26 protein-coding genes are annotated in these 24,462 nt (G+C 30.8%); 13 read left to right on the forward strand and 13 right to left on the reverse strand.

The features are described 5' to 3' along the window. The first annotated feature begins 7 nt into the window (after positions 1–7). From GQR97_RS15210 to GQR97_RS15220, 3 genes are all read left to right on the forward strand, one after another. Positions 8–724 (forward strand): hypothetical protein, encoded by a 717-nt coding sequence (locus GQR97_RS15210; RefSeq protein ID WP_158849899.1) that lies wholly within the window; start codon positions 8–10, stop codon positions 722–724. Between the two features lie 541 nt (positions 725–1,265). Beyond that, positions 1,266–1,634, forward strand: coding sequence for a hypothetical protein (locus GQR97_RS15215; protein ID WP_158849901.1), 369 nt, complete (start codon positions 1,266–1,268; stop codon positions 1,632–1,634). After that, the gene (locus GQR97_RS15220; RefSeq protein WP_158849903.1) at positions 1,627–2,451 is read left to right on the forward strand and encodes a sensor histidine kinase; all 825 of its coding nucleotides are present in this window, start codon (positions 1,627–1,629) and stop codon (positions 2,449–2,451) included. The genes GQR97_RS15215 and GQR97_RS15220 overlap by 8 nt, the downstream gene beginning before the upstream one ends. On the opposite strand, the gene GQR97_RS15225 is transcribed toward GQR97_RS15220, so the two are convergent. From GQR97_RS15225 to GQR97_RS15240, 4 genes are all read right to left on the reverse strand, one after another. Beyond that, positions 2,448–3,818 carry an aldehyde dehydrogenase gene (locus tag GQR97_RS15225; protein WP_410488950.1) on the reverse strand — a complete coding sequence of 457 codons (1,371 nt, stop codon included), beginning with the start codon at positions 3,816–3,818 and terminating at the stop codon, positions 2,448–2,450. The genes GQR97_RS15220 and GQR97_RS15225 overlap by 4 nt on opposite strands. Positions 3,819–3,863: 45 nt before the next feature. Further along, positions 3,864–4,565, reverse strand: a complete 702-nt coding sequence (locus tag GQR97_RS15230; RefSeq protein WP_158849907.1) for an RluA family pseudouridine synthase — start codon at positions 4,563–4,565, stop codon at positions 3,864–3,866. Positions 4,566–4,616: 51 nt separating this feature from the next. After that, positions 4,617–5,435, reverse strand: a complete 819-nt coding sequence (panB, locus tag GQR97_RS15235; RefSeq protein WP_158849909.1) for a 3-methyl-2-oxobutanoate hydroxymethyltransferase — start codon at positions 5,433–5,435, stop codon at positions 4,617–4,619. A 185-nt stretch (positions 5,436–5,620) separates the two neighbouring features. Then, positions 5,621–6,280: an endonuclease III domain-containing protein gene (locus tag GQR97_RS15240; protein ID WP_158849911.1), complete on the reverse strand. Its 660-nt coding sequence runs from the start codon at positions 6,278–6,280 to the stop codon at positions 5,621–5,623. Positions 6,281–6,317: 37 nt separating this feature from the next. Here GQR97_RS15240 and bcp point away from each other — a divergent pair, with 37 nt between their 5' ends. Next, positions 6,318–6,770: a thioredoxin-dependent thiol peroxidase gene (bcp, locus tag GQR97_RS15245; protein ID WP_158849913.1), complete on the forward strand. Its 453-nt coding sequence runs from the start codon at positions 6,318–6,320 to the stop codon at positions 6,768–6,770. Between the two features lie 73 nt (positions 6,771–6,843). Here the strand turns inward: bcp and GQR97_RS15250 are convergent, their stop codons facing one another. After that, complete coding sequence (locus GQR97_RS15250) at positions 6,844–8,307, reverse strand: TonB-dependent receptor (protein ID WP_158849915.1); 1,464 nt, start codon at positions 8,305–8,307, stop codon at positions 6,844–6,846. A 92-nt stretch (positions 8,308–8,399) separates the two neighbouring features. On the opposite strand from GQR97_RS15250, the gene GQR97_RS15255 reads away from it, so the two are divergent. Together GQR97_RS15255 and GQR97_RS15260 are read left to right on the forward strand one after the other, a co-directional pair. Next, a complete protein-coding gene (locus GQR97_RS15255) occupies positions 8,400–9,161 on the forward strand; it encodes an MBL fold metallo-hydrolase (protein WP_158849917.1) in 762 nt (253 codons plus the stop codon). A gap of 9 nt (positions 9,162–9,170) precedes the next feature. Then, positions 9,171–9,671 carry a hydrolase gene (locus GQR97_RS15260; RefSeq protein WP_158849919.1) on the forward strand — a complete coding sequence of 167 codons (501 nt, stop codon included), beginning with the start codon at positions 9,171–9,173 and terminating at the stop codon, positions 9,669–9,671. A gap of 2 nt (positions 9,672–9,673) precedes the next feature. Here GQR97_RS15260 and GQR97_RS15265 read toward each other — a convergent pair whose 3' ends face one another. Together GQR97_RS15265 and GQR97_RS15270 are read right to left on the reverse strand one after the other, a co-directional pair. After that, on the reverse strand, positions 9,674–10,042 hold the full coding sequence (locus GQR97_RS15265; RefSeq protein WP_158849921.1) for a DNA topoisomerase IV: 369 nt from the start codon (positions 10,040–10,042) through the stop codon (positions 9,674–9,676). Between the two features lie 27 nt (positions 10,043–10,069). Then, positions 10,070–10,474: a helix-turn-helix domain-containing protein gene (locus GQR97_RS15270; RefSeq protein ID WP_158849923.1), complete on the reverse strand. Its 405-nt coding sequence runs from the start codon at positions 10,472–10,474 to the stop codon at positions 10,070–10,072. A 282-nt stretch (positions 10,475–10,756) separates the two neighbouring features. Between GQR97_RS15270 and GQR97_RS15275 the strand changes: the two genes are divergently transcribed. The 7 genes from GQR97_RS15275 to GQR97_RS15305 all read left to right on the forward strand — a co-directional run bounded on the left by GQR97_RS15275 (position 10,757) and on the right by GQR97_RS15305 (position 18,078). Continuing rightward, complete coding sequence (locus GQR97_RS15275; RefSeq protein ID WP_158849925.1) at positions 10,757–11,911, forward strand: M14 family zinc carboxypeptidase; 1,155 nt, start codon at positions 10,757–10,759, stop codon at positions 11,909–11,911. 73 nt (positions 11,912–11,984) lie between these two features. Beyond that, positions 11,985–12,464 (forward strand): Lrp/AsnC family transcriptional regulator, encoded by a 480-nt coding sequence (locus tag GQR97_RS15280; RefSeq protein WP_158849927.1) that lies wholly within the window; start codon positions 11,985–11,987, stop codon positions 12,462–12,464. Positions 12,465–12,728: 264 nt separating this feature from the next. Next, a complete protein-coding gene (locus GQR97_RS15285) occupies positions 12,729–14,078 on the forward strand; it encodes an MBOAT family O-acyltransferase (RefSeq protein WP_306799986.1) in 1,350 nt (449 codons plus the stop codon). Positions 14,079–14,083: 5 nt separating this feature from the next. After that, a complete protein-coding gene (locus GQR97_RS15290; protein WP_158849931.1) occupies positions 14,084–15,052 on the forward strand; it encodes a hypothetical protein in 969 nt (322 codons plus the stop codon). A 305-nt stretch (positions 15,053–15,357) separates the two neighbouring features. After that, a complete protein-coding gene (locus tag GQR97_RS15295) occupies positions 15,358–16,329 on the forward strand; it encodes an ATP-grasp domain-containing protein (protein WP_158849933.1) in 972 nt (323 codons plus the stop codon). Continuing rightward, a complete protein-coding gene (locus GQR97_RS15300) occupies positions 16,313–17,002 on the forward strand; it encodes an HAD family hydrolase (RefSeq protein WP_158849935.1) in 690 nt (229 codons plus the stop codon). Before GQR97_RS15295 ends, GQR97_RS15300 begins: the two co-directional genes overlap by 17 nt. Then, entirely contained in the window at positions 17,002–18,078 is a 1,077-nt protein-coding gene (locus GQR97_RS15305; protein ID WP_158849937.1) for a GNAT family N-acetyltransferase, read from the forward strand. The genes GQR97_RS15300 and GQR97_RS15305 overlap by 1 nt, the downstream gene beginning before the upstream one ends. Positions 18,079–18,125: 47 nt before the next feature. Here the strand turns inward: GQR97_RS15305 and GQR97_RS15310 are convergent, their stop codons facing one another. The 6 genes from GQR97_RS15310 to GQR97_RS15335 all read right to left on the reverse strand — a co-directional run bounded on the left by GQR97_RS15310 (position 18,126) and on the right by GQR97_RS15335 (position 24,389). Next, positions 18,126–18,836, reverse strand: a complete 711-nt coding sequence (locus tag GQR97_RS15310; RefSeq protein WP_158849939.1) for an acetyltransferase — start codon at positions 18,834–18,836, stop codon at positions 18,126–18,128. 123 nt (positions 18,837–18,959) lie between these two features. Beyond that, complete coding sequence (locus GQR97_RS15315; RefSeq protein ID WP_158849941.1) at positions 18,960–19,568, reverse strand: sugar transferase; 609 nt, start codon at positions 19,566–19,568, stop codon at positions 18,960–18,962. 198 nt (positions 19,569–19,766) lie between these two features. Further along, positions 19,767–20,816 carry a hypothetical protein gene (locus GQR97_RS15320; protein WP_158849943.1) on the reverse strand — a complete coding sequence of 350 codons (1,050 nt, stop codon included), beginning with the start codon at positions 20,814–20,816 and terminating at the stop codon, positions 19,767–19,769. A gap of 72 nt (positions 20,817–20,888) precedes the next feature. After that, on the reverse strand, positions 20,889–22,199 hold the full coding sequence (locus GQR97_RS15325) for a CoF synthetase (protein ID WP_158849945.1): 1,311 nt from the start codon (positions 22,197–22,199) through the stop codon (positions 20,889–20,891). Continuing rightward, positions 22,196–23,182, reverse strand: a complete 987-nt coding sequence (locus GQR97_RS15330; RefSeq protein WP_158849947.1) for a sugar-transfer associated ATP-grasp domain-containing protein — start codon at positions 23,180–23,182, stop codon at positions 22,196–22,198. Before GQR97_RS15330 ends, GQR97_RS15325 begins: the two co-directional genes overlap by 4 nt. Before the next feature lie 64 nt (positions 23,183–23,246). Continuing rightward, entirely contained in the window at positions 23,247–24,389 is a 1,143-nt protein-coding gene (locus GQR97_RS15335; protein ID WP_158849949.1) for a glycosyltransferase family 4 protein, read from the reverse strand. Positions 24,390–24,462: the final 73 nt, after the last annotated feature.

The following is a 24,462-nucleotide window of genomic DNA, read 5'->3' on the forward strand; positions in this document are numbered from 1 at the left end:
ATACGTCATGGACGAATTTTTATTAGCCTATAAATTCCTTATTACAACCGGAGTTGAAGTTTTAGCAGCTGTTACAGGTTTATTTTTTTTAAAAAAGTATAAACCTACAGCTGCTAAATTTTTTATATACTTTTTGGTGTATTTAACCTTATGCGATTTTATATCAAATTATCCACGTTACATCAAAGATTGCGGGCTGTTTAGTTTTTTACAAGGTACGGTGTTTGTTAAAAACTATTGGTGGACCACTTTGTATTGGAAAATTGGGGCTATTGTATTTTTTGCATTTTATTATCATAGAGTTTTGAAAACAGTTCTTTTTAAGAAGCTAGTTAAAATAGCTGCTTTTAGCTTTTTGCTGTTTTCAATAAGCTATATTGCTTTTAATTGGGACGATTATTTTAGAATGTTTTTTCCTTCTATTAGTGTTTTTGGGGCTTTTATTATTTTTTTATGTACAGTTTGTTATTTTATAGAAGTGTTAAAAAGCGATAAAATACTCACCTTTTATAAATCGTTAAATTTCTATATTAGTTTTGCTGTTTTTATTTGGTGGCTCATTATTACACCTTTGGTGTTTTACGATTTATATATGAGCCATTTAGATTGGGATTTTATCTTTTTAAGATGGCAAATTTATTTAATTGCTAATGTTTGCATGTATGGTATTTTTATTTTTGCTTTAATTTTTTGTAAACCTGAATTTGACGATTTGAGTGAGTAGATTTTATTTATTAATATGAAATTTTTTTTGTCTTTTTTTACTTATAAATAACAGAAATTTAATACATTAGTCTTGTTAGTAACCATCCCAAACACCTATTAAATAACTTTAGGTAAAACTGATAACTTGCTCCTGTTAAATAGTTTACATGTAAAATGATTACTGTGAATTTTTAATTTCAAATTATTTAGAAACAGTGATGAACTCCGAGGTAGCTAGTGTTTTGCAATATGTGTATTACTTCAACTTAGCGGTGACGGCTTTGGTTGCGTTTTTGCTTATAAAAAAATATAAAAATAGCTATAACCGTTATTTTAACTACTTTCTAATCTATGTGTTCTTTGTTGAGGTAGTCTCTCGATTTCCATTATTTTTATTTAAAATAAAATATTTTGAATGGATAGAACACACCAAATTTAGCAGTAATTATTGGTTTTATATGTTTTTTTGGGTTATTGCTAGTGCTTGTTTTTTTAGTTTTTATTTTCAGAAAACATTAAAAATTAAAGCTTTCAAATTAGTTTTAAAATATGCTCGATACATGTTTTTATTAATTGTTGTGGTTTTGTTAATCATAGATTCAGACAGGTTTTTTGATGTTCATTTTTTAGTTCTAGATTACTTAAACACCGTAATTGTTGTTGGATGTGTAGCGCTGTTTTTTTTAGAACTATTGTTAACCGAAAAAATTCTTGATTTTTACTTTAATATTAATTTCTATATTGCTTCAACTATATTAGTTTGGTGGTTAGTGACTATTCCTTTGCAAATTTATTCAGAATATTATCACGAAAACGATATGCATTATGTGTATCTCAATAGGATAATAATGGCGTGTTCCAACATTTTTATGTATACTTGTTTTACTATTGGCTTACTTATTTCTAAACCTCAATTAATAGATGAATAATTTTTTATGCCTACTATTACAAGCTGAAAAAGCTTCTACTGCTGCCGAGCGTTATTTATTAATCTACATGATAGGCGTGTTGGTTACTGTAACTGCTTTAGTTATTGTATTTTTTGTAGTGTTTTTAAAACGAAAAAATAAATTACTTTTAGATAGAGTTAAGCAAAAACAGGCTTTTGAAGAAGAAATAACCCAAGCACAAACTGAAACGCAAGAGCAGACTTTAAAAAATATTGGATGGGAATTGCATGACAATGTTGGGCAATTATTATCCTTTGCGAGTATGCAATTAAGTATTTTGAAAATGCAGGTCGATAGTGATGTTCGTGATAAATTTAAAGACACAACGGAAGCCTTAAAAGAGAGTTTATCTGAAGTTCGCGCACTTTCTAGGACCTTGAATAATGAAGTAGTTTTAAATATTGGTTTCGAAAAGTCGATTACCAATGAGCTAAACCGACTTAAAAAAATGAAATTCACTTCTGCCGAATTAAAATTAGTGGGTGAGAAGGTTGAGTTTAAAGATAGAAAGCACGAAATTATTGTATTTAGAATTCTGCAAGAGTTTTTATCGAATTCAGTAAAATATTCCGAAGCCAAAAATTTAAATATAATTTTAGAGTATACAGTCGATAATTTTAGAATTATAGCTAAAGATGATGGGAAAGGTTTCGATATGGAAACAGTTGAAAAAGGTTCGGGTTTAATTAATATGAAAAGTCGTGCAGCCTTAATTCATGCTAATCTAGATTTGCAGTCGCAACCTGGAGAGGGTGTTACTTTAACTATAGATTATCCGCTAACACAAATTGTTTAAGTGAAGTATTTAAAAAATGCTTTTATCAGTTTTAATTTTCCAGAATAAGGTGCATACCGTACCGGAGGATCTATCCAAGTTTTTCGTTTTACAATAGATTTTTGATGCGAAAACGTATCGAAGCCAAACTTACCATGGTAACTCCCAATGCCACTGAAACCAACGCCTCCAAAAGGTAGTTTGTCGTTTCCAAAATGCATTAAAGTATCATTTACCACGCCACCGCCAAAACTAAATTTACTAATTAAACCTTCGGAAAAAGCTTTGTTTTTTGAGAAAACATAAAAAGCTAATGGTTTTTCGTACTTAGAAATTATGTTTTCAATATCCTGTTCGGTTTCATAAGAAAGAATAGGTAGAATAGGTCCGAAAATTTCTTCTTGCATTGATGCGCTTTCCAAATCTGGTTCATCAAGTAAAGTAGGTGATATGTAGCAGGTGTCTTCATCGACTTCACCGCCAAAAAGAATAGTTTCATTGTCCAGCATATTAGCTAAACGTTGCGTATTTTTTTTGTTTATAATTCTCGGGAAATCTTCTGAAGTTTTAATGTTTTCAGTATAAGCTTGTTTTATTTCTTCAATTAAAAATTTTACAAGGTCAATTTTAGAATGCTGTTTTACTAAAATATAATCTGGAGCAATACAGGTTTGTCCGGCATTTAAGAATTTGCCCCAAACAATACGTTTTGCTGCGAGTTTTAAATCGGTAGAATCGTCGATTATACATGGCGATTTTCCACCTAGCTCTAAAGTAACTGGTGTTAGGTGTTTTGCGGCGGCTCTTGCTATAATTTTTCCAACAGAAACACTTCCTGTAAAGAAAATATAATCCCAACGTTGGTTAAGTAATTCAGTAGCAACATCTACACCGCCTTCTATACTGGCAACGAGATTTTCTGGAAATACTTTTGTTATTATTTTAGAGACAAGTCCAGAAGTGTTTGGTGTTAGCTCACTTGGTTTTAAAACAACGGTATTTCCTGCTGCTATAGCAAGAATTAGTGGTTCTAGAGCAAGAATAAATGGGTAGTTCCAGGGAGATATAATTAAAACACTCCCGTAAGGTGCTTTGTAAATAAAACTACTTGCTGGAAACAGGAGTAAAGAACTTTTTACACGTTCTGGTTTCGCCCATTTTTTCAGGTTTTTAATAACCAAATTTAATTGAGACATCACCATGCTGTATTCGCTGAGATAGGTCTCGAATTCCGATTTTTTAAAGTCTTTGTATAGGGCGTCGAAAACAGCTTTCTCGTTGTGAAGTAATTCTTGTTTTAAGGTTTTTAAAAGTGAAATTCGGTAATCAATAGATTTTGTTTTTTCAGTATTGAAAAAAAGTTTTTGATTGGCGATTATTTCTAAAATATTTTTCAAGATGCTGATTTTTTTTAAACAGGTAATTAATTGATTTTAAGTTATACACGCATCCCAAACTGGATCTTTAGGTAAAGGTGCAGTTACTTCGATAATTTCCTTTTTTACAGGGTGAATAAAGCTTAAGTGACGCGCGTGTAAATGGATGCTAGCATCTTTGTTACTTCTATCAAATCCGTATTTTAAATCACCTTTTATCTGGCAACCAATGGTTGATAATTGCGAACGTATTTGGTGGTGTCGGCCTGTTTCTAAGTTAATTTCAAGTAGAATATATCTATCTAATTTCTTCAAGATTTTGTAATAAAGAATTGCCTTTTTACTCTCTTTTACTTCTTTTGGGTATGCGTAAGATTTATTGTTCTTCGGATTCTTTTTTAACCAATGAATTAAAGTGTCTGCGCTTTTTTGTGGTTCATTTTTTACTACAGCCCAATAGGTTTTTTTAGCTTCCTTATCTGCAAAAAGTTTGTTTAATCTTGGTAACGCTTTGCTGGTTTTAGAAAACACTATAATTCCAGTTGTAGGACGATCTAACCGGTGGACAACGCCTAAATAGACGTTGCCTGGTTTGTTGTATTTTTGAGCAATGTATTCTTTTACAACATCACTTAATGGTTTGTCTCCCGTTTTATCGCCTTGCACAATATCTCCTGCTCGTTTATTTACGATGATAATATGATTATCTTCATAAAGCACTTGGAGGTTATCTTTATCTGAAATTATTTTTTTGTGCATTTTTCTTAAATCAAACAAGCTTCGGGAATCACTATTTTAATCAGTAAATTTTTAATATTGCTCGCTATCATTAGGGAAATCAACAGATTTTACGTCGTCAACATATTGAGCGATTGCTCCTGTCATGTCTTCATATAAATTTAAATAACGTCTCAAAAACCTTGGATTGAATTCGTGCGTCATTCCAATCATATCGTGAAGCACTAAAACTTGTCCGTCAACATCATGTCCTGCGCCAATACCGATAATAGGGATACTAACACTTTCGGCTACTTGTTTAGCTAAAGCAGCAGGTACTTTTTCTAGAACAATAGCAAAACAACCAATTTTCTCAAGTGCTTTGGCGTCTTCAATAAGAGCTTTAGCTTCTTCTTCTTCTTTAGCTCGAACGGTATAAGTCCCGAATTTATAGATAGATTGCGGTGTTAATCCTAAATGTCCCATAACTGGGATTCCTGCATTTATAATGCGTTTAATAGATTCTTTAATTTCACGTCCGCCTTCAAGTTTTACAGAGTGTCCGCCACTTTCCTTCATAATTCTAATCGCAGAGCGTAAAGCTTCTTTTGGATCACTTTGGTAGCTTCCAAAAGGTAAATCAACTACAACTAGTGCGCGATTAACGGCGCGAATTACAGAAGAGGCATGATAAATCATTTGATCTAAAGTAATAGGCAATGTAGTTTCGTGGCCAGCCATAACGTTACTTGCTGAGTCTCCGACGAGAATTACATCTACACCAGCGCCATCAACAATTTTGGCCATGGTATAATCGTAAGCAGTTAGCATCGATATTTTTTCTCCATGGCTTTTCATGTCAATCAATGACTTTACTGTTACTCGTTTATATTCTTTTTTTGCTGTAGACATTATATTTTTTGTTTTATTTTATCAATGAGTTTTTATTCGAAGCATTTTCGTCTTAAATTTTAACAAGAAAATTATAAATGAAAGGCTTCTTTTTAAGCGTTTTATTTAGTTAGTGTTGGTTTGTAAAAATACTAAATAATGAAGATAGTATTCAACTTTTATTCCAACTCTTCTGTTTTTAATAATTAAGTTTTTTTATTTTTATAATACTCTTTAATAACCGATTGTCTACCAATGGTTTTGGTAATAATATCTTTTTCTAAATCCCAGCCTCTCGCTGGAGAATATTGTCGGCCGTACCAAATAATTTGTAGATGCAATTCGTTCCAAAGTTCTTCAGGGAATAGGCGTTTAGCATCTTTCTCGGTTTGTACTACGTTTTTTCCGTTGGTTAAGTTCCAACGATACATTAATCTATGAATATGAGTATCTACCGGAAAAGCAGGTATTCCAAAAGCTTGTGATAATACTACCGCAGCGGTTTTGTGCCCCACGGCTGGCAAGGCTTCTAGGGCTTCGTAAGTTTTTGGTACTTCGCCATTATATTTATCGATTAATATTTGTGATAACCCATGAATGCCTTTACTTTTCATAGGTGAAAGGCCAACAGGTTTTATAATCTCACGAATATCTTCTACGGTAAGTTTAACCATATCATAAGGGTTATCCGCTTGCTCAAACAAAATAGGAGTGATTTTATTTACACGAACATCGGTACTTTGTGCAGACATAAGTACGGCGATTAGTAAGGTGTAAGGGTCTTTATGATCTAAAGGAATAGGGATTTCGGGATAAATTTTATAAAGTGTATTAATAACAAAGTTTACCTTTTCTTGTTTAGTCATAAATTGTATTTTTGTTTGAGAAATCAAAGTTAATACTATGAACACACTAAAACAAGGTGATGCCGTTCCTAATTTTTCGGCACAAGATGAACAAGGAAATACTATTTCGCTAAGCGATTATAAAGGGCACAAGCTAGTCGTGTTTTTTTACCCAAAGGCTAGTACACCAGGTTGCACGGTAGAAGCTTGTAATTTGAGAGATAATTATGAGGTTTTAAAAGAAAAGGGATATGCTTTATTAGGTGTTAGTGCCGATTCTGCAAAACGACAATCTAATTTTAAAAATAAGCATGAATTTCCATTTCCGCTTTTAGCAGATGAAGATAAAACGGTAATTAATGCTTTTGGGGTTTGGGGACCGAAAAAGTTTATGGGAAAAGTTTATGATGGGATTCATAGAATGACCTTTTTAATTGATGAAAACGGAGTTGTTGAGCGCGTTATTGAAAAAGTAAAAACTAAAGATCATGCTGCTCAGATTTTAGAGTAAGCGTAAATTGAGTTAATAAAAAAAGCAGCTATATTATTGAAATATAGCTGCTTTTGTGTTTTTATATGAAGTATTACTTTCGTTTTCTACTTAAGGTTAATGGTCTTCTGGAATAACCAAATAATCGATAATCTTTAATTAAATCATCAGTCCCTTCAGGAACCATAGACTCCCATCCAGGTTCTCCATTCGCTATTTTATTTAAGATTTCTCTAGAGAAAATATTCATGATAGTTTCGTCGTAATCTTCAATATCTATAACTTTTCCATTGTATTTAAAGAATTTATAAAGCTCCTTCATACGTGGATAGACTTTTAAATTCTCACTGGTAATTAATTCTCCAGTTTTAGTGTCTTTCATTGGGTATAGATAGACTTTTAAATCTTTAAAGAATAGTTTCCCGAAAGCTTCTAAAATTCCACCACTTAAATGACGATAGTATTTTTCGTCGAAAATATCAACTAAATTACTCACGCCCATGGCAAGGCCAATACGTGCTTTGGTATAGATAGAGAAGTACTCAACCACCTTGAAGTATTCTTGGAAGTTGGATATCATAACCGATTGTCCTAGAGAACATAATAAATCTGCTCTGTCGATAAAATCTTGTTCATCAATCTCGCCTTCAGCCCGTAAGTTAGAAAGTGTAATTTCAAAAACAACAACGGTTTTATCTTTGTCGACTTTATTTTCTTTGATAAACATTTCGTACGATTTCTCATACATAGCCATGTTAACTTTAGTTACTGGTCTAAAACTTCCGCGAAGCGCTAAAATATTTTTTTTGTAAAATACACGAGCGGGAAGTACGTTTGTTCCATCTGGTCCAAACATTACAGCATCAGTCATGCCGTTTTTAACAAGTTGCAAACTCATTAAACGGTTATCGATATCTTTAAATACAGGTCCTGAAAAGTTTATAGTATCAATTTCAATTTGATCTTTATCAAGATGGTCGTATAGATAGCGCAGTAATTTTTTAGGTTCGTTGTGTTTATAGAAAGCGCCGTAAATTAGGTTGGTTCCTAGAACACCAAGTGTTTCTTGCTGTAAACGTGCATCGGTTTCTTTAAAGCGTAAATGCAGAATAATTTCATTATAATCTCCAGATGCTTCTACTTGATATTTAATTCCTACCCAGCCGTGGCCTTTAAATTGTTTCGCAAAATCTATGGTTGCAACGGTATTGGCGTAGGTAAAAAATATTTTATTCGGATTTTTTTCACGTGTTAACCTTGTTTCCATAAGGTTCATTTCGTGAGTAAGCATTTTACGTAATCGAGCTTCGGTTACATAGCGCCCATCATCTTCAACACCGTAAATGGAATCACTGAAATCTTTATCATAGGCAGACATCGCTTTGGCAATAGTGCCTGAGGCACCGCCAGCTCTAAAAAAATGACGACAAGTTTCTTGTCCTGCGCCAATTTCTGCAAATGTCCCGTAAATATTTTCGTTTAAATTTATGCGAAGTGCTTTCGATTTTAACGAAGGAATATCATTAAACTCTTTATCGCCTTTAATGGTAATATCCATATAGTATATAGGTTAGGTCTGTCTAGACAAAGGTATTAAATAAGTATGCTAAACAAAAAAATAAGTTTATTTTTGTTTCAAAATATACACTTTTGAAAATTACATTTCTTGGTACGGGTACATCGCAGGGTGTTCCGGTTATTGGTAGTAAGCATCCTGTTTGTTTAAGTACGGATCAAAAAGATAAACGTTTACGAGTTTCGGTTTTGGTAGAATGGAATGATTTTACGTGTGTGGTGGATTGTGGGCCAGATTTTAGATATCAAATGTTGAGATCGGCTTGCGATAAGATTAATGCCATTGTGTTTACTCATGAACATTCCGATCACGTTTTAGGGTTCGATGATATTAGGCCTTTTTATTTTAGGCAAGGTGATATTCCGATTTATGCCCATAAACGTGTTCTAAATGAGTTGAAAAAACGTTTTGATTATGTGTTTAAAACAAAAGATAGGTATCCTGGGGCGCCAGAAGTTACCGTGAATGAAATTGAAAACAAACCTTTTGAGTTGGGTGGTTTAAAAGTGATTCCTATAAATGGAACACATGGAGGCTTGCAGGTTTTTGGTTTTAGGTTTAATGATTTTGCTTATCTAACCGATATGAAAAAGGTGGAAGATTCGGAAATCGAAAAAATTAAGAATGTCAAGGTTTTAGTTGTTAATGCCTTACGGATTGAGCCGCATCATTCTCATTTTAACTTAGAAGAAGCTTTAGATTTTATAAAAAAAGTAAATCCAGAAAAAGCGTATTTAACTCATATTAGTCATTTATTAGGTTTTCATGAAGCAGTTGAAAAAATACTTCCTGATCATGTGTTTTTGGCTTATGATGAATTAGAATTAAACTTATAATAATACCCAATGAAGCAAAAGATTTTTATGTACTTGTTTGTGTTTTCAATGTTAATTGTACTGTTTCAGTATGTTGGCTCTAAAAATGCTTTTGAAGGAATGAATAATAAACTAGGTAAACAGAAAGCGCTAGTAGATAAGTATAAAGATTCTGTTTTGGTTTTGAATACTGAAATTTCGAACCTTTCGTATTTTAATTTAGAAAAAAATGAAGATGCACTAAGTTATTTTGAGCGTGATGGTTTTAATGTTGAAGAATTGATTCCTTTTATAAAAGATGAGCTTTATTCTTTAAACGAGGTAAAAGGTGAGCATTCGTTAATTCCGTATGCTTCTAGTGAAGGACGGCGTATGCTTATTAATAAAGTGAAAATGTTAAACCACAAATGGATTATTGCCGATTTCTCGGATGGTGAATTTTGGGGCGAGCTTTTTTTGACTTATCGAGTAACCAAGGATAGAGAAGTTGAGTTTAATTTAGTGGAATCTTTCTTGTATCCGCTGCCATAGGTTTATTCTGCTCTATAAGCAATTCCTTTTTGTTTTTTTGTTTCCCCAACGTACGAGTATTCATAAGTATATGATGAATCGGTAGTTGTTAGTATTTTTAAGTGAATATCTTTTTGTTCCGCCATATTCCTTGGGTTTATGGTTTTAAAGACAACCTCGCAGTCGTTTATCCATCTCAGTTGTGATGAATCTGTTTTGTTGTTATAGATTTCCGTCTGAAGTGTTTCACTTCTTTTAAACTTCGATTTAAATAATTCTCCATTAATAGAAACCTCACTATAGAAGGTGCCTGTTTTAAAGTCTGTACAATTGCGTGCGCTTTCGTAGCAGTTAAAAAGAAAAAGCAAAGGTAAAAGGTATAAGAATCTCATAAGTGTATCTTGAAATGCAAAATTACTTTAATTCTGATAGTTTTTAAAACTTCCGTCGGAATAAAAAACAACAATACGTTCAATAGTTTTGTCTGCGTCTACTTTTAGGTTGAGGCTATTTTGAATGTTATCTGTTTTTTGAGGGGTTTGAATATTATTATTTGGCGGTAGCGAAGGTGTTTTTGTTTCTTCTTCAGTTTTGCTTTTCGCAGGAAAAGATCCTTTACCATTCATTAGCCAATACAGTTCAACTTCCGGAAAGGCGGTAAGGGTTTTTAAAACAAATTCTAAACTTGGCTTGTTTCTGCCAGATAATATATGTGATATACTTGAGCGTTGAACACTGATTTTTTCAGCAAAAGAAGATGCAGATTCTCCGTAGTATTCCATTACTTTTTGGAGTCTTTTAATGAATGCTTCGCTGTTTATCATTGTAAATTGTGTTTTTTGTAAATCACTGTTACAAATGTAACAATTATATGTGGATTTGCATCTTATTTTGTGTTAAAATCATATTTTACATATAAGTTAAGCTTTAACAATAAGTATTTAATAACCTGAATTATAGCCGTTTAAGTAGTTTTTGTGTTTTAAAGCATCAATTCCTGTTGAATCAAGGGTATACTTGTGTACAAGTGTAAACAAATAGTTTGTTTTTTCTTGTTTACAATTGTAAATTAGTAATTGTTTACATTTGTATCATAAATAAAACACATGAAATTAGACATTATAAAATCCCTGTTTTTAAAACACAAAGAATCTAGTCTTTCACATCGTTATATTACCAATAATCATATTAAACCACTTTTAAAAAACCTTGAAAAAAATATCACGGTTGAAGTTATTGGTGAGTCGGTTTTAAAAGAATCCATCTATGGATTAAAAATTGGACAAGGTGAAAAACGTATCTTAATGTGGTCGCAAATGCACGGAAACGAATCGACAACAACTAAGGCTATTTTCGATTTATTAAACACCTTATTAGATAAAGATTCTGGTTTAAACGCCGTTTTAGAAAGTTGTACCTTATATATAATACCTATTTTAAATCCAGATGGAGCTAGCGCATATACGCGTATAAACGCGAATAAAGTCGATTTAAATAGAGATGCACAAAACCTTACACAGCCGGAAAGCAACGTTTTAAGAACTGTTTTTAAACGCTTTAAACCACATTTTTGCTATAATTTACATGGTCAGCGTACTATTTTTAGCGCTGGAACGACTAACAAACTTGCTACGGTGTCGTTTTTAGCTCCTGCTCAAGACAAAGATTGTGCAATAACACCTAATAGAAAAAGAGCCATGGAGGTTATTGGTGTAATGAATGAGACTTTGCAGGAGTTAATACCGGATGGAGTAGGTGTTTATGATGATGCTTTCAATTTAAATTGCGTTGGGGACACCTTTCAAAGTGAAAACATACCGACTATTTTATTTGAAGCAGGACATTATAAGGATGATTATGGTCGTGAAGTTACTCGAGAGTTGATTTACACATCTTATATAATATCTTTAATATATATCGCTGAAAACAGTGTTAGTGGCGACCATTATGAGTCTTATTTTAAAATACCTGAAAACGATAAATGTTTTTATGATATAATTATTAGAAATGTAAAAATCGGAGTTTCATCAGAAGAAAGAAAACTAGATATTGGTATTCTTTATCAAGAGAAATTAGTTGACAATAGAATTGAGTTTTTGCCAAAAGTGGATAAAATTGAAAACCTAGATGCTTTTTTCGGACATAAAGAATTTGATGCTAAAGGTTTACATGTATTAAATAGTAACGGTGAAGATTTGCAAGTAGGTAGCGAAAACGTTTTCGTAATTATCAATAACCAAAATATTTCATTATTAATGTAATAAAACGCAGATATTGTGTGTAATTATTAACAAAAATGTATTATTTTTGCTTTTTATTTAAGAATAGTTAATTATGGGGAAAATAAAGTTAGACGAAATAGATCACCAAATTCTTGACATGTTAATTGATAACACAAGAATTCCGTTTACAGACATAGCAAAAAAATTATTGATATCTGCAGGTACAGTACATGTACGTGTAAAAAAAATGGAGGAATCGGGCATTATTCGTGGTTCGTCTTTAACACTAGATTATAAAAAATTAGGGTATTCGTTTATTGCCTATGTTGGCGTTTATTTAAACAATACCTCACAAACTAAATTTGTGTTAGAACGTATTAATGAAATTGCCTATGTTACTGTAGCGCATATAACAACAGGAAAGTTTAATATTTTCTGTAAGATTAGAGCGAGAAGTACGGAACATGCAAAAGAGGTTATTTTTATGTTGGATGACATTGAAGGTGTTTACAGAACAGAAACAATGATATCTTTAGAAGAAAGTATTAACGACAAAAAGCGACTAATGCATTCTATTTTCAGTGATATGTAGGTAACACATTGTATATATACATGTTAAGTCCTTTCTGTTTAAATAGAAAGGACTTTTTTATGCCTTATTTTTTGTAGCTGTGAATAGGTTTTTTATAGAAAAAATTTTTATTTATATTTTTTTTTGAAATATCTAGAATGGCTATTATCAATTCAAAACTAACTCATGTTATTTAATTCTTTCGAATTTTTTATTTTTCTAATTATTGTATATCTCCTTTATTGGTTTGTTCTAAAGAAAAGTTTAAAATCACAAAATATCCTCTTGCTATTAGCAAGTTATTTTTTCTATGGTATTTGGGATTGGCGGTTTCTATCGTTAATTTTATTAAGTACTATTGTAGATTATATTATTGGTAATAAAATATATGCTTCCGATGATAATTCTGTAAGGAAAAGATGGCTTTGGTGTAGTGTTATTTTTAATATAGGTCTATTAGGCTTTTTTAAGTACTATAACTTTTTTATTGATTCTTGGATCGATTTAGCATCTGCTATTGGTTATAACATAAAAAGTACTTGGACTTTAAATGTTATTCTTCCGGTAGGTATTTCGTTTTACACTTTTCAAACGATGTCGTATTCTTTCGATATCTACTATAAAAAGTTAAAACCAACAAAAAGTTTTTTGTCTTTTGCGGCGTTTGTTAGTTTTTTTCCACAATTAGTTGCAGGGCCAATAGAGCGCGCATCAAACTTGTTATCTCAAATAACAAATAAACGTACTTTTAATTATGCGCAATCTGTTTCTGGTTTAAAATTAATTCTTTGGGGATTATTTAAAAAGATTGCGATAGCAGATGCTTTAGGCCCTATTGTAGATGATATTTTTGCTAATTATGGTTCATACCCGAGCTCTACATTATTAATAGGTGCTATATTTTTTGGCTTTCAGATCTATGGAGATTTTAGTGGGTATTCAGATATAGCTATTGGTACTGCTAAGTTATTTGGTATTGAGTTAATGTCTAACTTTAAGTTTCCTTATTTTTCTAGAAACATAGCTGAGTTTTGGAGGCGTTGGCATATTTCACTATCCTCATGGTTTCAAGCTTATATATACGTGCCTCTAGGCGGATCGCGAGAGGGGAAGTTTAAAACTATTAGAAATGTATTTATAATTTTTCTAGTGAGTGGTTTATGGCATGGAGCGAATTGGACATTTATTTTATGGGGATTGGTTCACGCCTTAATTTTTATTCCTGTATTACTTTTAGGAAATAATACAAAGTATAAAGATACCATTGTAGCTCAAAATTCTATTTTACCATCCTTTCGAGAATTAGTAAGTATTTTTAGTGTGTTTTTTACTGTAACAATTTCTTGGATATTTTTTAGATCTAATTCCATAGCCGATGCCTTTAGTTTTTTAGGTAGTATGAGCAATTTCTCAATAGGAACTTATTTTCATCCAAACGGTTATAGAATGATAGATTATTATGTTATTGTTATTGTGTTTTTATGTTATGAATTTATTATAAGGAAAGATGAGCGTTCACCTTTCAATTTTAAAAACAAATACGTTAGGTTTTTTACTTACACGATTATGATTTTTGTAATGATGCTTTTTTATGATAATGGTATAGATCGTTCATTTATATATTTTCAATTTTAATAGTTATGAAAAAATTACTTTTTAAATCAGGACTATATTTCATCCTAATTTTAATAGCATTAGAATTACTTGTTCGAGCTTTTCACTTAGGAAAAGATAGTCCTTCTAGGTATATTGATGAATATGGCGTGGAGAAGTGGGAACCCAATCAAGACGGCTATTCGGTAACAGGTAACAGAAGACAGAATTTTTCGGCATACCGTATTAATAAATCTGGATTTAATTCTTATCGTGAGTTTAATCCAACTATAGCTAAAACAGAAATTGCTTTGGTTGGCGATTCTTTTATTCAAGGTTTTCATCAAGATTTTTACGACTCGGTAGGTAAAAAAATCGAAAATCAGTTACGGGATGTTGAAGTTTACGAATATGGCTATGCTGGTTACGATTTTGCAGATCAACTTCATTTATTATATCAATACAAAGACACGTTTGATAAAATTGATTATGTAGTTTTAGGGCTTCGGTTTCGAGACGATCTATTTCGAGGCGAATATCAGGTTGTTCACGATCGTATGCGACTTGAATCTTCTCTCTATAAAAATTTAAGAAAAATAAAGTTATTGGTTTATGCACAAAGTATTGGTGTTTTAGATTCTGCAAAGAAGTTTCCTGGTAAAATAATTTCCTTGATTAAAGGGGGAGCTAAAAATGATAATAATGTTGCTAAAAAGGAGACGCTTGTCGAGAAGCAAGCAAAGCAATTAAAGTATATTAAAAACTTTGAATTGCTAATAGAAAAATACGGTTATGATAAATCGCGGTATGTGTTGCTTATTGATAAGAGCAAAACACCTATCGATTTTCTAGTATTTTTAGAGAATAATCATTTTAAGTATATTGATTTTGGTGAATCCTTAAATAACTCGAAAATACCTCCAACTTTAATTTTCGATCAACATTGGAATAATCATGGTAGAAATTTAATTGCCGATTGTGTTGTTAAGGCTTTTAAAACCTTTAAAAGTAATTAATTTGTAATATATAATATCATTTCAAACGATTTGACCGTATAACAAGTATTTCAAAGAATAATTTTGACAAGGACTTTATTATTAGGCTATATTTATCCTAAATATATGGATTTTAATAGACCTAGATGATAAATGTTTATATTAAAATTATTTGAAATTAATAGTAGTAATATTAAATATAGAATCTAAGTTCTCGTATTTCTCGTAAATACATTGGGTACATATAGAAAAAATAGTGTTTATTTATAGAGTAAGCATGAAATTTAATTTATTACAAACAAATTATACATAGGTATATATTTATTATGAATATATTAATTACATCAGCAGGAAGGCGCGTTTCATTAGTTGAAGCTTTTCAAAAGGAGTTAAAAGAAATATTTCCGAAGGGAAAGGTAATGACAACAGATTTTAATATTAAGCTATCTGCTGCATGCCAAATATCAGATGGGTCTTTTCAATTGCCTTTAGTAAGTGATGACGATTATTTTGATCTCTTGCTTAAGGTTTGTTTAGAAAACGAGATAAAACTCATTATTCCAACCATAGATACTGAACTACTTTTACTTGCTAAAAAGGAAAAGCAATTTTTAAAACATGGGATTAAACCAATAATAGCATCTCAAAAATTTGTTGAAATGTGTCGAGATAAAAGACAGATTCACGTGTTTTTTGAGGAAAACAATGTTCAAATTGCTAAAGAATACTCGAAGTACGATTATAAATTACCTATTTTTATAAAGCCAAAAAATGGTAGTAGAAGTATTGATACCTACACTATTACCAAACATGAACAATTAACTAAATATCATTTTAAAAATGATGATTTAATGTTTTTAAAATATTTAGATCATGATGAGTTCGAGGAATATACTTGTGATTTATACTATGATAAAAACCATGACTTGAAATGTGTTGTTCCAAGAAAACGAATAGAAGTAAGGGATGGTGAAGTAAATAAATGTGTTGCCGAAAAAGGGCCTTTGGTGGATTATATAAAAGAAAGATTGAGTTTTATAGATGGAGCCATTGGCTGTTTAACTGCTCAGTTTTTTAAGCATAAAAAGACAGATGAAATTTTTGGTATAGAAATAAACGCTCGATTTGGTGGTGGTTATCCCTTGTCTTATTTTGTTGGAGCTAATTATCCAAAATGGCTGATACAAGAATATTTGTTGGAAGAAGATATCACGATAGATTATTTGGCAGATTGGGAAGAGAATTTACTAATGTTGCGCTACGATAAAGAAGTTTTGGTACATGACTATAAAGCATAATATTGTATTTGTATTTGATTTAGATGATACATTATACAAAGAAATTGATTTTTTAAAATCGGCATATAAAGAAATCTCCGGGTACATTTCGGAAAGTACAAGTTTTGCGGAGCAAATTATTTTTGATAAAATGATTTCTTCTTATTACAATGGTGATAATCCATTTCAAACTATTATAGATTTCGTTAAATCGGAGGATATAAACATATCTGCGTTACTATCTATTTATAGAAATCACGAACCAGATATTATTTTAAAAAAATCTCACCAAGATATATTGGCGTTTTTAAAAGAAACGGTTTATAAAATTGGTTTAATAACAGATGGTAGGAGTATTCAACAAAGAAATAAATTAAAATCGTTAGGGTTAACCAAGTTTTTCGACGAAGTCATAATATCGGAAGAGTTTGGTTCAGAAAAACCAAATGTTAAAAATTTTAACTTTTATTTAGATAAATACGGTAAAAATTATAAGTACATTTATATAGGAGATAATACTAAAAAAGATTTTATTGCACCTAACGCATTAAATTGGATAAGTATCTGTCTAAGAGATAATGGCGATAATATACATAAACAAACATTCGATTTAGAAGAAAAATTAAAACCCCTATTTGTTATTAATAGCTTAAAGCAAATACCAGAAATTTTAAAAAAAATCGAAAAATTTTAATGAACTTAGTTTATAGCAAAATACAAAGTGAGCAAGATTTAAGCGTCTATCTTTCTAAGGTTAGTTTATTTAAAGAGATATATCCGTTTTATAAAATTATATCAGGATATTTAAAGGAACAAGAAAAAGAACAGTTGTGTTATTTTACATTAGAAGAGGATGGAAACGTTTTGATTCTTATGCCTTTTATATTAAGAGAAATAAATCATAAAGTTGCAGGTGAAACTTATTTTGATGTCGTTTCTCCTTATGGATATAGTGGCCCATTATACGATCAAAATTTATCTAGAGCTTATTTATTAGAATTTTGGAAGCTTGTTGATCAATGGTATCAAGAAAACGATGTTGTTTGTGAGTTTATTAGGTTTAGTTTAAATAATAATTATCAATTTTATTCTGGTAAATTAGTTCCTACGTTGTCTAACGTAAAAGGGCATATTATTCAAGATGAAAAGAAACAATGGGATGCTTTTAAGTCTAAAGTAAGAAACAATTACAGAAAGGCGGTTTCTAATGGTTTACGTTTTGAAATTAATCAAGACAGCACCAGTTTAAAACATGTAGAAAATTTTTATCAGGTTTATATTAAAACCATGACTCGCATTGGTGCAGCAAAAGAATATTTCTATTCATTAGATTATTTTAAGAATATTATAAAGAGAAATAGTGATAACTATGCCTTGGCATTTGTCTATAAAGATGATGTTATTATCTCTGTAGAACTTATTTTGATATTAAGAACGACCCTTTATTCTTATCTAGGCGGTACGTTGTCAGATTATTTTAATTACAGACCAAATGATTTCTTGAAAATAGAAGTCATGAATTGGGCTCGTAAAGAAGGGCATGAATATTATGTTTTAGGAGGCGGAAGAGAAGATAATGATAACTTATATCATTATAAGAAAACGTTTTTTCCTAACGATAGCGATGTTATCTTTTATACGGGACGTAAAGTAGTAAATACTCAAATATATAAAGCATTAGATGTTGCTTTTAACGGTCCAAAAGAAAAGGGTAAGGTTAAGTCCAAAACTTCGAGCAAAGTTTATTTTCCAATATATAGAAAGGCTTAATAGAGTAGGTGCTTATAAAGCAGCAAAAGGATACAAGTAGTAATCTATTATTTTAAATGAATTTTTTGTTTATTATTGAGGTAACCTTCATGTTTTTCTCTGTCTCTTATTTCCTTAGTAGGATTTCCATAAGCAATTTTAAGGTTTCCTACATCTTTAATAACGGTAGAGCCGGCACCAATGTGTGTATGTGCTCCAATAGTAACACCTCCAACTACGCAAGACCCAATACCTATAGAGCTACATTTTTGTATGGATACGTGTCCTGCAACATTAACGCCAGGAGCTAGACTTGAAAAGGATTCCATATAACAATCATGACCTAAGGACGCCGCCGTATTAACTATACAAAATGCTCCAATTTCGGCATTTGCATTAGCAATTGCACCAGGCATTACTACAGTTCCTTGTTTAATATTCACATTTTTACCAATAATAGCATTTGGGTGAACCGCACTAACATATTTAAAATTCACTTTTAAGGATTCAATTTTTAAATGCATTTTATAGCGATCGTAATTATCACCAATCCCTATAATACCACCTATAATTTTATTTTTTTTAATTAACTCAGGAATGCAATCTTCGGTTCCTAAAACCTCGTAACTAAAAAGTTTTGTTCCAACAGGTTTAAAAGAATCTATTAATCCAAAAATGATATATTTATTTTGTCTTTCAATAATGTCTATAATAACGCTGGCATGTCCAGAAGCTCCTATAACTACAATACCGGGTTTTTCTGCAGGTGTTAATATCATTTTGAATATAAATTAAGTTGGGCTTTAGGGAAACTTTATTACTACAAAAATACACGAAATTAAATACCTACATCATAAAACACCTAATTTTTAAATATCAATTAAATAATTTTTCTAGGTGTTTTATTCATCAGCACCACCAGTAAAGGTTGTCATGTTAAGGCCATCGCTGTTATTTATACCTTGTGGAATCACAAGTCTTTTTGCTGTTAAAAGTAATATTTGTAAATCTAATAGAAATGAAATATTTTCAATATACCAAACATCATATTTAAATTTCTGATTCCATGAAATGGAGTTACGCCCTTTAACCTGTGCCCAACCCGTAATACCTGGTTTTACATTATGACGCTTTTTTTGTTCTTCATTATACAATGGTAAATAATCGGTTAAAAGCGGTCGAGGACCAACTAAACTCATATCACCTTTAAGTACATTAATTAACTGTGGGATTTCGTCTAAGGAATATTTTCTAATAAACGAGCCTATTTTAGTTACGCGTTTATCAAAAGCTAGAAATTCGCCATTAGCATCTTTCTTATCGTTCATGGTTTTAAACTTAATAATTTTGAAAACCTTTTCATTTTTACCAGGGCGTTCTTGATAGAAAAACGCTTTTCCACCGTTAGATATCATTAAGCAAATAAAAACCACGAAAAAAACAGGAGATAGTAGAAGTAAGGCTGTAAAAGCAATTATAAAGTCTAAAAATCTTTTAATTATAAGGTACATTAGTTTTTTTTAAAATTAATTGAAGTGGAGGCTGAATATGCAGCCCAATTCAGGCTCAAAAGTATTGTATTTTTCTTAGCATTTAAATAAAAACACGTTTATGTTTAAATATTATCGTTATTATTAATTTAGTAAACTTGAAGTGCAATTTTTATTATAAAAGTCGAAAATATTTTAATGTAAAGAAATATTTCGTCTTTAGAATTGGTTAATAATTTGGCTTATATAAGTCATGTTGTTTTCATTATACCTATAATCTATATGAATATTTAAAAAGAATCCATATTCAACTGGGTTATTTGGCCATAATAAGGAAGGGTATATGTTGTTCGAAACCAGATGATTCTTAAAGTTATTCATAAACGTTATTTCATCAAAATGTACCGTTAAACCAAATGGAGTTTCCATATTATTTAATACTTTAAAATTTTTATTATCTTTTAATAAAAGCATTAACTTTTGGTAATTATCGGTTTTTAATTGCAAGTAGTTAACTTTCAAATAGTCTGTTAAAGTATCTTTATTGGCTTTACTAAGTTCTACAAGGTCATAATTGTGGTGCATTTTATTTTCAGCATCATTAATTAAAACTAAAAACTCGTTTTTTAAATCGTCACTGTCATTATCTTCTTTTTCGAAAGTATGCTTTTTTTGCATAGCCAAAGCAGTCGTGTTCCATATATTGGTGAAAATACCAGAAGCTTCTAAGTCTAATTTTTTTAAAGCTTCACCGTTGGGTTTCCATGCCATGCCACCTAGGGGAGCAGGTACCGATTTACGCAAGGAGGCCACACAGAAATCGGCCTTACTATTAATGCAAGATGTACTTAGCCAACCATGAGAATGATCTTCAATTATTATACTTTTAGTATTACAGCTAAAATTGCATTTTGAAATACCCCAAAAATTATTAACTAAAACAACATCATTAGGTTGAATAAAACGGTTACCATCAATAATAAAATCTGGGTCAGCAGGATCTACTTTATAAGTTTTAATATTATTGTAGTTGCTTTTTAGCCAATGTGCTACATGTTGGCAATAATATTCCGGTAACCAAAACGTATTAATTTCTAAATCTAATTTAATAGTTTCTATAACATATTTTATGGCGTGCCTACCCGTATAAAACAGTTTGTTATTCTCGGGATGAAAACTATTTTCTGAAGTTGCCAAATAGCTTAATTTTGGATCGACGTATGAAAAAAATGATCCATAACCTTTTTTAGGACTTATATTATTCGACATAAATATGAAAAATATTTTTTTTTTTGCAGTTAAAGACTTTAAAAGTATAAATAAAATCTGTAGAATATCAATTTATCGATTAATATAGTTATTCAGGGTCATTTTTCGTTTTCCAGAAGAAAGTAAAGGGATTTCATTAACGAACTCAACATTTATTTCAGCATTATCTCCAAGAAAACTTTTAAATTTGTCTCTAAGGCCTTTGTCATCGCTAAAAACATCAGAACAATTTAACTTTATGGTATAATTTGTTTTGCTTTCCTGTATGAGTTGAATTTGTTTTATCCCATCAAAACGGACACTATTAATCATAATAAATGAAGAAACAATCTCTCCATTGGTATTGTATATTGTATCCGTTGTTCTACCTGCAATATTTTTTAAAGTTGGTGGATTAACCGAAAAATCTATGGCTCCAATATCACCTGTATCATATCTAATTAATGGCATAGCGTAACTAAACAAATCGGTAACTACAATTCTTCCTAAAGCACCTTTTGGAGCCTGTTCATTGTTATGTAAATTTAATATTTCAATATGGTATGATGCCCAATTGATTGTATATTCCGTTTTGTTTGCCATTTGCTGAGCCAGAATACCATTTTCCATATTAGAATAACGTGAAACCATAGGGCATTTAAAATAATAACTCATCCGCTCCTTGGTATAATCGTTAATACCTTCTGCCATGCCAATAATAAATTTGAAATTAGCATCAATAGGTTGCGATTTTTCTTGATCTAGAAATTTACAAATTTGCTCAAAAGCAGAAGGGAAGCCTAACCATCCTTTATTACCTGGGTTTTTCTTTATTTTTATAATAAGTTCTTCAATACGGTCTGTATTAAGATTTATCACTTCAACAGGTTTTAAATTTTGAGCCCAATTTTTAAAGTTTGAATTTTTAAAATTCAGCCCCCAATATCTCAAATACCATAACTGATATCCAATTTTAAATCCAGCTAATTCAGAAAAATAAATAGTATCGGCACTGTTTCTATAGATTTTATTTTTATTATGAATCACTTTAAATGGTGTTCCTGTAGATCCACTAGTAGAGCGTGTTATATTTTTTTTATTAAGAAATATGTTCGATCTAAAAAGGTATTCATTTTCTGTAATGATATTTTTAGTAATTACAGGAAATAATTTTAAATCGAATTCATTAATTTTAAGATTTTTATAAAATGCTGTGGTGTTAATACTATGCTTTAAAAGTCGCGTTACGGTTTTGTATCGTTTTTCTTTAGTGTTATCAAAATTATTTAAAATATCACTTATATCGATTAAATGCTTTTTTATCGGACTACCTTTGGCCGCATCAACCCACCAAAATGTCTTATTTCGCAGAGACTCTAATATTTTTTTAAAAGCTGATTTCATTTTTTTAGTTCAAGGAGTATTTCCTTTATATACTTGTTATTTAAATAACCACTGCAAGCCACATCGGTAACATGTAAAGAAGGACTTTCGTTGCCTTCTAGTAGTATTGGTCCTTGGTCTGTAATAGCTACATCCCAACCCACAATGCGGTTTGGTAATGCGTTTGAAGCTTTTAATGCCAACTGAAAGGCTTCTTTATAAAACGGAATTTGAAATCCATCTAAAACTACTTGGCTATTTGGATGATGGGTAATCTCTTTGCCGCCTTCCACAATATCCTGCCGGCCTACACCTTGTAATTTTCCAGATTCTAAATTTAAAGAGATGTAAAAACCTCCAGTATGTGTGTTATCGGTAAAGGTATTACCCATACCAAAACGCATTAGAGCAGAGAGTACGTGTGCTTCATTATTAATATCTATATAGGTGTCTATTCTAATCGTGTTTACGGAGTTGCTAAATATGCCATTAATGGTATCGTGTTGTTCAACATAAGCTTGATGCACATAGCTGTTCGAAATTAAAGCTGAATATATGCTTTCAATTTGAGACTCTAAATTTTCCTTTTTAAGCAAAAAACAACCTTGTCCACCTTCTCCTAGAGTCGGTTTTAAAAATAGAATTTCAGTTTGCGAATCTCTAAAAACATATTGAAAGAATTGTAAAACAGATTCTTTAGAGGTTATTATTTTAATTTCATTGTTACAAAACCAACGAATATTAAAGTTGTAACTTATTAGAGTAGGTGTTGGTATATTTAAATTGACGCAATGATTATAAAAGCTTAATTTGTTCGCTAAAATAGACGTAACCTCAGGAAAAACCATTTTTCGAGAACCAATAATTTGGTAAAATTCTTTTAAGCTTAAATAGTTCTTGTAATTTATAACATCTTTTCGATAAAGATATTTCCTAAAATAATCTGTTGGCAGCATTTGTTTGTCTATACCATACAAAATACATTCTTTTACTACTTGCAGCAAAGGCTTTTTGTTCGAATCCTTTAAGTATACATTTAGGTGTTTCAGTCTCGAAAGCATGTATTTATTATTTCAGTGAGTTATATTCATTCAGTTGAGCTTTCCATAATATGCTTTGCTCATAACGATTCACTATTAATTCTCTACATGTTTTAGAGTTTATTATTATTTCATTATTGTAAAAACTAAGCATGGCTTGTTTTAATTTGTCTTTGTTCATTGAAGGTATTATTATTCCATTTTTATTAGGGATAATAATTTCGTTAGCACCATTAATATCTGTTACAATACTAGCAAGTCCCATAGCGCCAGCTTGCATTACAACATTAGGAAATCCTTCTCTATAACTAGGAAAAACCAAAAGGTTGGATATTTTAAAATAAGGTCTTACATCTTCTACCCACCCTGTAGAAATGATATTTTTATTTGTTTTAATAATATTTAAAGTTTTCTTTTTAAGAGGGTCTAAATCATGTTCATAATCTCCAACCAATAGAAGCTTGGTGTTTTCAAGATTCGAATTAAGTTCATTAAAAGCAGATATTAGTTCGTTTATGCCTTTGTCTTTTACTAATCTACCAATAAATACAAACACATAATCTTTTTCAGAAATACTAAATTCCTTTTTTAAGTTTGAAATAAAATTCTCATCGAAATTATTCGAGTTATAGTGATTTATATTTATACCATTTACATTACCATTAGCAATTATTTTTAATGGTTTAGAAGTGATTTTATAATTAATCAAATCGTTTTTAATTCCTTCTCCTTCAGGGTATATTTGAGTGGCACAACTACATAAAATTTTATCTGTAGAAATGAGTAGTCTTTTTATAAACCCGTGTTTTGTTGGAAATATTAGACCCGTAAATGTATGTAATCTATGTGGTACGCCTGCGAATTTAGAAGCTATCATTGCTAATAACCCAGCTTTAGGTGTAATAGAATGAACAATAAAAGGTTTTTCTTTTTTTAAAACTTTATAAAGTTTCCAAACCGTAATTAAATCATTAATAGGTGAAATTTGTCTTTTTAGCTCTACAGGAATAGTTCTAATGTTTTCTTGATCGGAAACATTTTGTAATTTATCACCTCCTTTAGATGAGATGCCTACAACTTCAAAATAATTAGTCATGTATTTTAACTGGCCAGTTAAAAGGCCACTTAGAGACATTGGAACCGTTGAAATTCTAATTATTTTTTTTTTCATTAATCGATAAGTAGTTATAAATCCTAACAAATATATAAAACTTAATGTTTGCTTAACATTTAGGTTTCCTTTT

Origin of the sequence: Algibacter sp. L1A34, assembly GCF_009796805.1 — a bacterium.
Lineage (GTDB): Bacteria > Bacteroidota > Bacteroidia > Flavobacteriales > Flavobacteriaceae > Algibacter.

Coding starts and splice junctions, on each gene's coding strand:
- GQR97_RS15210 (WP_158849899.1), top strand. CDS start 8: ATGGACGAATTTTTATTAGCCTATAAATTCCTTATTACAACCGGAGTT.
- GQR97_RS15215 (WP_158849901.1), top strand. CDS start 1,266: ATGTTTTTATTAATTGTTGTGGTTTTGTTAATCATAGATTCAGACAGG.
- GQR97_RS15220 (WP_158849903.1), top strand. CDS start 1,627: ATGAATAATTTTTTATGCCTACTATTACAAGCTGAAAAAGCTTCTACT.
- GQR97_RS15230 (WP_158849907.1), bottom strand. CDS start 4,565: ATGCACAAAAAAATAATTTCAGATAAAGATAACCTCCAAGTGCTTTAT.
- panB (WP_158849909.1), bottom strand. CDS start 5,435: ATGTCTACAGCAAAAAAAGAATATAAACGAGTAACAGTAAAGTCATTG.
- GQR97_RS15240 (WP_158849911.1), bottom strand. CDS start 6,280: ATGACTAAACAAGAAAAGGTAAACTTTGTTATTAATACACTTTATAAA.
- bcp (WP_158849913.1), top strand. CDS start 6,318: ATGAACACACTAAAACAAGGTGATGCCGTTCCTAATTTTTCGGCACAA.
- GQR97_RS15250 (WP_158849915.1), bottom strand. CDS start 8,307: ATGGATATTACCATTAAAGGCGATAAAGAGTTTAATGATATTCCTTCG.
- GQR97_RS15260 (WP_158849919.1), top strand. CDS start 9,171: ATGAAGCAAAAGATTTTTATGTACTTGTTTGTGTTTTCAATGTTAATT.
- GQR97_RS15265 (WP_158849921.1), bottom strand. CDS start 10,042: ATGAGATTCTTATACCTTTTACCTTTGCTTTTTCTTTTTAACTGCTAC.
- GQR97_RS15270 (WP_158849923.1), bottom strand. CDS start 10,474: ATGATAAACAGCGAAGCATTCATTAAAAGACTCCAAAAAGTAATGGAA.
- GQR97_RS15275 (WP_158849925.1), top strand. CDS start 10,757: ATGAAATTAGACATTATAAAATCCCTGTTTTTAAAACACAAAGAATCT.
- GQR97_RS15280 (WP_158849927.1), top strand. CDS start 11,985: ATGGGGAAAATAAAGTTAGACGAAATAGATCACCAAATTCTTGACATG.
- GQR97_RS15290 (WP_158849931.1), top strand. CDS start 14,084: ATGAAAAAATTACTTTTTAAATCAGGACTATATTTCATCCTAATTTTA.
- GQR97_RS15295 (WP_158849933.1), top strand. CDS start 15,358: ATGAATATATTAATTACATCAGCAGGAAGGCGCGTTTCATTAGTTGAA.
- GQR97_RS15300 (WP_158849935.1), top strand. CDS start 16,313: ATGACTATAAAGCATAATATTGTATTTGTATTTGATTTAGATGATACA.
- GQR97_RS15305 (WP_158849937.1), top strand. CDS start 17,002: ATGAACTTAGTTTATAGCAAAATACAAAGTGAGCAAGATTTAAGCGTC.
- GQR97_RS15310 (WP_158849939.1), bottom strand. CDS start 18,836: ATGATATTAACACCTGCAGAAAAACCCGGTATTGTAGTTATAGGAGCT.
- GQR97_RS15315 (WP_158849941.1), bottom strand. CDS start 19,568: ATGTACCTTATAATTAAAAGATTTTTAGACTTTATAATTGCTTTTACA.
- GQR97_RS15320 (WP_158849943.1), bottom strand. CDS start 20,816: ATGTCGAATAATATAAGTCCTAAAAAAGGTTATGGATCATTTTTTTCA.
- GQR97_RS15325 (WP_158849945.1), bottom strand. CDS start 22,199: ATGAAATCAGCTTTTAAAAAAATATTAGAGTCTCTGCGAAATAAGACA.
- GQR97_RS15335 (WP_158849949.1), bottom strand. CDS start 24,389: ATGAAAAAAAAAATAATTAGAATTTCAACGGTTCCAATGTCTCTAAGT.